The following is a 7,818-nucleotide window of genomic DNA, read 5'->3' as shown; positions in this document are numbered from 1 at the left end:
TTGGAATTTTATCCGGAATTTTCTTTAAGAAAACAAGGGTTTCACCAAACAATATGTCAAAGAACGTGCTTTGCCGGGCTTCCGTTCGTCGGGCGGGTTTTGGAATGAGTATTCATTCATCGGGTAAATGCAGCCGTTCGTACAAAATGTCAGTACACGGCTGTCATACATCTTTACTTGCCGCCTATGCGGTAAACCAGCTGCAAAGTGAAAGCATATTAGCAAATTATTTTAAATCATGCAAGCTTTTATCGCTTTTATTTTATCTGAGGGGCTTTGCAAAAGCAGCTGTTCTATCAGCCGGTAATTTTTTTAAACAAGCTTTTGAGCTGCATGTCTTTTCGAAAGTCGTTCAGGTCGGCGACATAGTCGATGCCCAAAAGGCGGGCTTTGCGGTCGACGAAGTCGCGCTGTGCCGACAAATCGACCAATGCAAATACCATTTTGCGGCAGGCAATTCCCAAGCGTTGGGCTACCGTGGTCAGGCGGTAAAAAGCGTCGTTGTGCACTTTGGTAGCTGCGCTTTTGCCCCGCAGCACCTTGCACTCGGCAAGGTAAAGGCGGTTTTCATATACAAAGGCGATGTCTATTTCGTTGTCGCTGTTGGCGGCATAGCGTTCAGCGGGGCTTAGCTCCATATTTTGCACTTTGATGCCGCAGGCAATTGCCTTGTCGGGCAGCCCGAGGCTTTTTTTAATCAGCAGCATACAATAGAGCTCGAACCACTCGCCGGTCAGGTATTTTTTTTCTGCTTCGCTCATATCGGCGTTTTCTTGCACGGCTTTGTTGTCGGGTAGTTGCCACTTGGCTTTTTTGAGCGCCTGCATCATCTGCTCCGGGGTGCTCAACTCTTTTGGCACGCTTGCCCCGCTGGCTTGTATGTGCATGCCATAGGCGGTGAAATATTCTTCGAGGCTGAGTTTGATGCTCAAGGGATAGACCGAAGAAGCGGGATACACTTCGTTGACTTGGTTGCGCCCAAAGGGCAGATAGAAGAAATAGCTGAGGTCGAAGTGTTGTTTGAAATAGTTGAAAACCGCCAGACTCATGATTTTGGTGCCACCGGTCAGGTTCACCAGAAAAGGGGTGTGGGGCGGCAGCTGCATCTTTTCGTCAACGAAGGTCTGCAAGTCGTTGAAAATGGCGCTATAGCCTTCCGGGAAGGTTTGCATGCTAAAGATGCGGTAGTTGCCTGTCTGCAGACCGGTAGCTTGGAGTATCCATTGCAGGTGCAGGCGGGTGCGCTCGGTGTAAATGAAAAGGTAATTTTGCAGTTTTGCTTTCAGTTGTTTGATAAGCATCACATTGGGTATGGTCTGCTCAGAGACCAAAGTAACCAATACACTGCCGGGTGGTATGTTTTGCAGTTTTTCCATAAGCAAGCCGGGCTAAGGCTACATTATTTTTTTGAATCCTACCTGAAGAATCTTTTTCTTCTTGTCCAGCTGATTGATAGACACTTCGCAGCGGGTGCCTTTTTCGAGTTCGGCGCTGTAGCCGGTCATAGGCACAAGTTCGCCCCCGTAGTGCTCATATTGAATGAGCAGGCGCACTTTGTTGGGCTTGCCGGGCTCTTCTACCACTGCCGGCACCACCGCCCCGCGTTTTATTTTGCCGGTGTAAAGTGTGGGGGTGGGCTGCGTTTCTTCTTGTTGTAATTCCGCTTCCATTGCCTGCAGCTCTATTTCTTCTTCCGGGAGCAGCTCTATCCAGCCCATAGGAGTATCGGCTTGTGTGGAGCTTAAAATACGCCGGCTTTTGGGGAAGCGGGCAGGCTTCATATAACTGCCTTCTGCAGTTACCTTAGGTGGCAGTCCTATTTTATAGTGCTCTAATAAACGGATGTAGTCTTTTATTTCGTGAAATGCCAGGAAGGAAGTGGTGCCATGAAAGCCGGTAGCATAACCCACATGCAGCAAGCAAGCCTGCTGTAGCTGCTGTGCAAGTTTATTGTAGGTGTTTTTCAGTCCGTTGAACAGCATGCGGTTCGATTGGGCATGAGGTGCAAGGGTTTCGAGCCATTGGCTGTCGTGGCTAAGCTGTGCGGCCGAGAAGCCGCGGATGGCATTCCATATGTGGGTCAGTATTTTTTTCCGGGCTGCCTGCATGCTTTCTGTCGAGGCGGGGTCAAAGCTCTTCCAGTCGAAATTGAAAGCATGGTGCATCTTTTGTGCAATGTCTTTCCAGATAATACCTTCTTTGGTCTGGATTTGGTCATTGGAAGCATCCCAAAGCTTGCGCAGGGCAGCCATTGCCTGCAGGTCTATGTCCAAGTCAAAGTAAAAGCGGCTTTCTTCGGCTATCACTTCTGCCCATGGGGCTTGTTCTTGTATTTCTATTTGCCCTTTTTGCAGGATACAGATTTTGATTTTATCGACCATGAGCGCCGGTGCCTGCTGCCGGTCGGGTGTGGGGTCGCTCAGGCGCAAAAACTTTAGCACGTCAAATTTTTCATCTTTGTAATTGATGCGTTTATTTTTTTCCACACCTGCATAAAACGCCATGTGCTCTATGCCGGCGTCTATTCTTTCTTTTTTTACCTTCTTTTCCTTAGCTTTCTGCAAAGCCCTTCGAATAGCATCTTCCAAGTCCTTTTTATCGGCACGGCGGGTAAGAAAATCGAACAAAAGAGCGCTGCGGATGGCGCCCTTCAAAGAAGTAGCCGGGATGTAGGGCAGCCCGTTGCTTTTTTGATGCGCCCTGATTTGCTGCTCGGGGTAGCCCGGGCTACGCAAGGGCACCCCTTGCCGCCCCCACTTCTCGAGGCATTCTGCAAATTTTTTCCTCAAAGCGGGGTCTTGTTTCTGTAAGAAGGCAGCAAAAGAGCTGTCGTTGCGCAGCTTGTTCTGCTCCCGGTTATGAGAAGAAGAAGCCAGCTTTCCGGCATACTGTTCTACGTGCTCCACATAGGCTTCTACCAAAGCGGGCGCTTCCTCTTTCAAAAAGCGCTGCACGAGCGCATCGGATTGAAAATAGGCCTTGTCTTGGTAAATAAAATAATCGAAAGGCAGATATTCATACTGGGAACCGATATGCACGGGGGTCAATACACGCAGTTCTACTTTCATGGCAACAGGCTTTAGCAGGGTTATGAATAATAGGCAGGAATGGTAAGAGCAAAACCATAATGGAACAGGTCATGCGGAATAGTAAGCGACACTTTGGACTTAGGCAATGGTCTTACTTTGGTGAGGGTGCCGTAACAAGCACCATCCGGTTTGACAGGCAACACACTGCCTTCTCTTAGGCAGGGCACTCCCACCTTGGTAGCGTTATAGAGGAAGCCGGTTTCGCCTTGCCGCGTTTCCAGCTCATAAGCCGTAAGTGCCGGATGGGCTTGCATCTGTTTCACCTCTTCTTCGGTGGGGTGGCACAGGCTCAAAGTAACCTGCGCATTGGCTTGTGCAGGAGGCTGCAATTTGAAAGCTTCGGGTGCCTCCACCGTGAACTTGCCTTTGCCTATGCTGCGGTTGCCACCTAAGCCGATGTGCGCCATAAAACGCAGGGCACCCAGCATCATCTGTTCGGTGGCGGGGTCGGCAGCGCTGTAAAGGAAATACAAGCCGGCTTCGAGGGGCAACACCTTGCCTTTGCGCCGTTTTTCGGCTATCACCTGCTTTTCTTCGGCATGGAAGACCAAGCCGGCACCGGATTTTATTTTGGTACCACCGGTCAGGCGGTTCACGCCTATGTGCACACGCTCTTCGGAAAGGATGCGCACCGAAAGGGGCTCTTTTGCCTGTTCGAGCTCCTCGACGATAGCCTGCAGCGCCCGGCGCTTGTCGTCTGCTGCCAGCAGCTTTTCGAAATAGGGCTTGGGCAGCCATTTTAGTTTCTTCAGCTTTTTGCGCCCGGTGGCTTCTGCCTTGCGCTCTTCTATTGAACCCCCTTTGCGCATGCCTTCTGCCTGCGGCAAAAACAAAGGCTTGGGCAGGAAATATTCAAAGTGCGCGCCGTTGCTTTCGTCTTTTACATAGGGAAAAGCCGAACTGAGCAGCAGCGGGGGTTGCCCGCCCTGTTGGTAGGCATTCAAGAAAGCTTCGAGACGCTCATTGCCATATACCGCCCGTATGCCCCAACAAATCAAGCCCCACAGGGTATCGGAACGCAGGTCGGTGCGGAAGGCGCTCTCCGGACGCAAGCGTATTACTTTCAGTTGTGTCATGGAAAGCTTGCTTTTTAGGGTAGTTGTTTAACGATTGCTTCGTAGATGTCTTTAGTAGTATGCGGGCAGTCTCCGGTATGAAGCTCTTCCTGTAATTCTTCGAACTTGTTTTCTGCTCCCTGCTCGTAGTCTTCTTTGGAAAGCACCACCGGCTTTGCAAAATGAAACTTCACCTTGCCGTAGCCACGGCTGCCCGACTTGCCTAAGTAGTTGCTTTCGAGCAGCTTCAAGGCGATGCACAGGCGCTTGAGGTCTTCGGTCTTGATTTTTTCTACGGTATCGTTTTCGTTCATGCGAAGGACAGTAAAGACCATTTCGAGGTCGAAGGTAGAGCCTGCCACCACGCGCTCAATAAAGCGGGGATTGGCAGCAGAGGTCAGGCGGTTGAGCGTATTTTCCGATTTGTACTCGGTATAGAGTAGTTCGCTGTCGAGGTTTTCCCACATTTCCACGGTGGCTTTGTCGGGCATGGCATCGCGCACCACCAGGCGGGTGGGACCTGTCTCGCTGCCGTCGTCGGCACTTTTGCCGAAAATGCGCACCACTTCGTCGGCAGACGACACTTTGCCGTCTTCAGACACCACGCCCAGGAAGTACTCCAGCAGGCTGCGCATCTTGCCTTTGATGGAACTGCCGGGCAAATAGGGATAGCGGGTGCGGGGGTCGCGCACCACGGGCGAGTCCACCCCACCGATTTCGAGCTTGTCTTTCGAGCCGCCAATATGCAAACCGGTCACGGCTTCTATTTTGCCACGCAAAATGATGTTGGCAACAAACTGCGGATATTGAGAGGTATTGCTCATGTTCGTTCGGTTTTTAAGTGCTTGTTGATTGTTTTTTGCTTAGTTGTCTTTTCCGCCATAGTATTTGTGGTAAGCCACCACCGACTCTACAAAGAGGAAAAAGCGCTTGAGCCCTTCTTCATTGCCGGCTTGGAGGGTTGCCTCTACCACTTTTGTCATTTCTTCGGCAAAGCTCTTTACCTTATTTTGCCTGCCGGCGGCATAGGCGAGCTTGGGTTTGAGCATAAGCAGCGCCAGGCGTACATCCTCATATTTGCGATTGACCGCAAAGTCGGTTTTGATGCGCAACACACCGCTGAAGAAGTTGCGCACCTGATTGGTTTTCACATCTTTGCTGATGTTCTTTGCCAGCGCTTCGCTGCACCGGATGAGCTCTTCTTCCTGCCATTGGTCAATAGGACCTTGGGGAAGTTTCAAAGACGGGGTTGCTTGGTCTTTATGGCTTGTCATAGATTTTTATGTTTTGTTGTTGTGCACATGCTCAGTTCTTGAGTTCGCGTGTTTTGAGTACCACATAAGAAGTGGGCAGGATGTAAGCACGCAGCAACATACGCTTCGAGAATGCCGTCAGTATTACCTTGATGACCTCTTTCACCACCTCTGCTTCGGCTTTCTCTATGACGTCGTGGGTATAGCCTTTACGGGCAAACCAATAGTGCAAGCCCACCATGTTGCGCTGCAGTGCCATCACATCCACCTCTTGTTGGTTTTTGAAAGAAGACTTGATGATTTGCAGAATGCGGTGCACCATCGAGCGGCTTACTTTTCCCTCTTTCGCACTGCTTTCTTCTTGGGTGGCAGTGTGCCGCAGCAAAGTGTGGGCAAAGTCCAGCATTTCTGCGTAAAGCGCCCAGTCCATGACTACCCCAAAGACCGACACGGCATTTTTGGCGTTCGTGTGACTCTCTTCTTTGCGCAGAGCCTGCACCCCTTTGGCTGCTTCTTCGGCTTCGGCAGCCAATTCGGCAAATTTGGGCACCGGGAAATGGTCGTGGCAGAAGAAAATGCCGGCACTGAAGGTCAGGTCTTTGTTTCCGGCACAGAAAGCAGAGAAGCGCCGGCGCAGCTCGGCGGCAAAATGCAAGATATTGTACCACGAACCCACCACAAAAGCATCATCGCCGCCGGCATAGAGCACATACACCTGAAACTGTTCCGCCAAATAATTGACATAGTGACTGAAGAAAAATGCCAGTTCGCGGCTAAGGGAAGCTGTATGCAATACCGAGGCTTTCTCGCCCAAGCCTATTTCAAACAGGGCACCGAGGTTGTCCACATCGAGGCGCAGCACGCCCAACAGCGGGTAGCTGAGGGGCTGGTCTTCGTTGTAACTCAGGGCTGCCAACTCGGCAAAGCTCATGGTGCTCACATAAGTTGTTTTACTCCCCTCTTTCACCGATCTTTCTTTGCTTGGCGCATACGTACCGAAAAGCTTAAAAGTATAGCTGCCGGTATATTCGTTGTCATAAGGGATGTAGGCAGTCGGCTTGGGGTGATTCAGATAAATGACCTTGTAGGCACGCTTCTTTTCCCATAGTTTGGGCTTATAGACCTCTTTGCGCCCTATGGAATAGGGCAAGAAGTAGCGCATGCCCGTGCTTGTCTCTAAATGAAAGAGTGTTTCCTTCTCAAAGCTCTTCTTTTCGTCTTCGCTTAAGGCATCCTTATCGAAGTGCAGTTCAATGAGCGCATCGAGGTAAGGCAGCTCACTGCCTAAATTCTTCATGAATGGCGGCGAGTAGCCTTTGCGCTTTTCCAAGGGCATGAGCATATCGCCCAAGTACCGCAGGTGGGCTTGTGCTTTTTTGCGCTGCAGGTTAAATCCCAGCTCCTGCATCAAAGCGCTGAAGTTTTGGTCGAGGTCCTGCTCGCTGACGGGTCCGGCAGCTGCCAGCAAGAAAGTGGCGCTTCCAAACGGCTTCAACAGCTTGTTGATTTCCTGCTCTATGTCGTCTATGCTTTTGCCTTCGGGCAGCACGCCCGCCAGCAAGAGGAAGTGCCCACCGCCGGCATAAAGCAGGTTGGCGGCTTCCAAGCCCAGCGTTTCAAGGATGTAGCCGGCGAAATAGTCAGTAAGAAAGCTCACCAGGAAAGAGCGGGCACGCAGGTTGCGCGCCGTGCCTTTACCTTCGCCGGCTTCTTCTTGCGACACCTCGCCGTAAATAAAATCCTGAATGCCTTTGAAGTCGCCCTTCAGCAGCACATAACGGGCTTGTGCGGGTGTGGTATTTTGCTTGACAGCAATAGCCTGTTTGGCGGCAGCCACGCGCACTTCGTCGAACAAACTGATATACTCTGCGCCTTGCTGTGTGCTGTGGCGTGCAGGCAAGCGAAACATATATTTTTTGCACAGCTCGAAGAGCACGGTTTTATATGCCTCCACACTGCGCAGGCGTGCCATCCTTTGCAGCTCGTCTGTCAAGTCCTGTATCAGATTTTTATAATCTTTAGGCGCCTCTTGCTTTGCTTTGTTTTCTTCGAGGGGAAAATAAAGCACTTCTACCTTTGCTTGTTCACGTGCTTGTTCACGCAGCTTTTTCAGCTCGCTCCAGCCATACAAAGGCATGGGCTGGTAGGCAAAGGGCTTGCCCGGCAGTCCGTAGTTCAGCTTCACACGCTCGAAGATAGAACGCAAGCAGGCATCCCGGCTTATGCTTTTGTGTTGACTTTCGAGGTCGCCGGGGGGCTGCAAGCCACAGCCTTTGGCGGATTCGCTCAACAGGGTTTGTGCCTCTTCGGGGCTTTTTTCTATGCGCAAGACATCGTAGATGCCCTGCCAAAGAATATGCAGGTATTCTTTTGCAACAGAAGCCATAGGTCTTGTTTATGTTGTGGGTTCTATGAAGAAAT

At 50.9% G+C, this 7,818-nt stretch carries 6 protein-coding genes; all 6 read right to left on the bottom strand.

Annotation, left to right across the window (positions count from 1 at the left end; translation table 11 throughout):
* Window positions 1-296: 296 nt before the first annotated feature.
* Genes K384_RS02320 through cas10 form a run of 6 tightly spaced genes read right to left on the bottom strand, consistent with a single transcriptional unit; the run spans window position 297 to window position 7,783 of the window.
* Window positions 297-1,376 carry a Card1-like endonuclease domain-containing protein gene (locus tag K384_RS02320; RefSeq protein ID WP_038028886.1) on the bottom strand — a complete coding sequence of 360 codons (1,080 nt, stop codon included), beginning with the start codon at window positions 1,374-1,376 and terminating at the stop codon, window positions 297-299.
* An 18-nt stretch (window positions 1,377-1,394) separates the two neighbouring features.
* Window positions 1,395-3,068 carry a type III-A CRISPR-associated RAMP protein Csm5 gene (csm5, locus tag K384_RS02315; protein ID WP_038028884.1) on the bottom strand — a complete coding sequence of 558 codons (1,674 nt, stop codon included), beginning with the start codon at window positions 3,066-3,068 and terminating at the stop codon, window positions 1,395-1,397.
* Window positions 3,069-3,088: 20 nt separating this feature from the next.
* Window positions 3,089-4,165, bottom strand: coding sequence for a type III-A CRISPR-associated RAMP protein Csm4 (csm4, locus tag K384_RS02310; protein ID WP_038028882.1), 1,077 nt, complete (start codon window positions 4,163-4,165; stop codon window positions 3,089-3,091).
* Between the two features lie 14 nt (window positions 4,166-4,179).
* Window positions 4,180-4,968, bottom strand: coding sequence for a type III-A CRISPR-associated RAMP protein Csm3 (gene csm3 / locus K384_RS02305; protein ID WP_051633031.1), 789 nt, complete (start codon window positions 4,966-4,968; stop codon window positions 4,180-4,182).
* A 39-nt stretch (window positions 4,969-5,007) separates the two neighbouring features.
* Window positions 5,008-5,418 carry a type III-A CRISPR-associated protein Csm2 gene (csm2, locus tag K384_RS02300; protein ID WP_038028880.1) on the bottom strand — a complete coding sequence of 137 codons (411 nt, stop codon included), beginning with the start codon at window positions 5,416-5,418 and terminating at the stop codon, window positions 5,008-5,010.
* A gap of 31 nt (window positions 5,419-5,449) precedes the next feature.
* Window positions 5,450-7,783 (bottom strand): type III-A CRISPR-associated protein Cas10/Csm1, encoded by a 2,334-nt coding sequence (cas10, locus tag K384_RS02295; RefSeq protein WP_038028878.1) that lies wholly within the window; start codon window positions 7,781-7,783, stop codon window positions 5,450-5,452.
* Window positions 7,784-7,818: the final 35 nt, after the last annotated feature.

Source organism: Thermonema rossianum DSM 10300, assembly GCF_000426825.1.
GTDB classification, from domain to species: Bacteria; Bacteroidota; Bacteroidia; order Cytophagales; family Thermonemataceae; genus Thermonema; species Thermonema rossianum.
Note: the sequence above shows the minus strand (reverse complement) of the source record. Positions and strands in the feature narration are given on the sequence as shown.

Bases quoted from the DNA above. Each gene is read 5' to 3' on its own strand.
- cas10 (WP_038028878.1), bottom strand. From the start codon at position 7,783: ATGGCTTCTGTTGCAAAAGAATACCTGCATATTCTTTGGCAGGGCATC.
- csm5 (WP_038028884.1), bottom strand. From the start codon at position 3,068: ATGAAAGTAGAACTGCGTGTATTGACCCCCGTGCATATCGGTTCCCAG.
- csm2 (WP_038028880.1), bottom strand. From the start codon at position 5,418: ATGACAAGCCATAAAGACCAAGCAACCCCGTCTTTGAAACTTCCCCAA.
- csm4 (WP_038028882.1), bottom strand. From the start codon at position 4,165: ATGACACAACTGAAAGTAATACGCTTGCGTCCGGAGAGCGCCTTCCGC.
- csm3 (WP_051633031.1), bottom strand. From the start codon at position 4,968: ATGAGCAATACCTCTCAATATCCGCAGTTTGTTGCCAACATCATTTTG.
- K384_RS02320 (WP_038028886.1), bottom strand. From the start codon at position 1,376: ATGGAAAAACTGCAAAACATACCACCCGGCAGTGTATTGGTTACTTTG.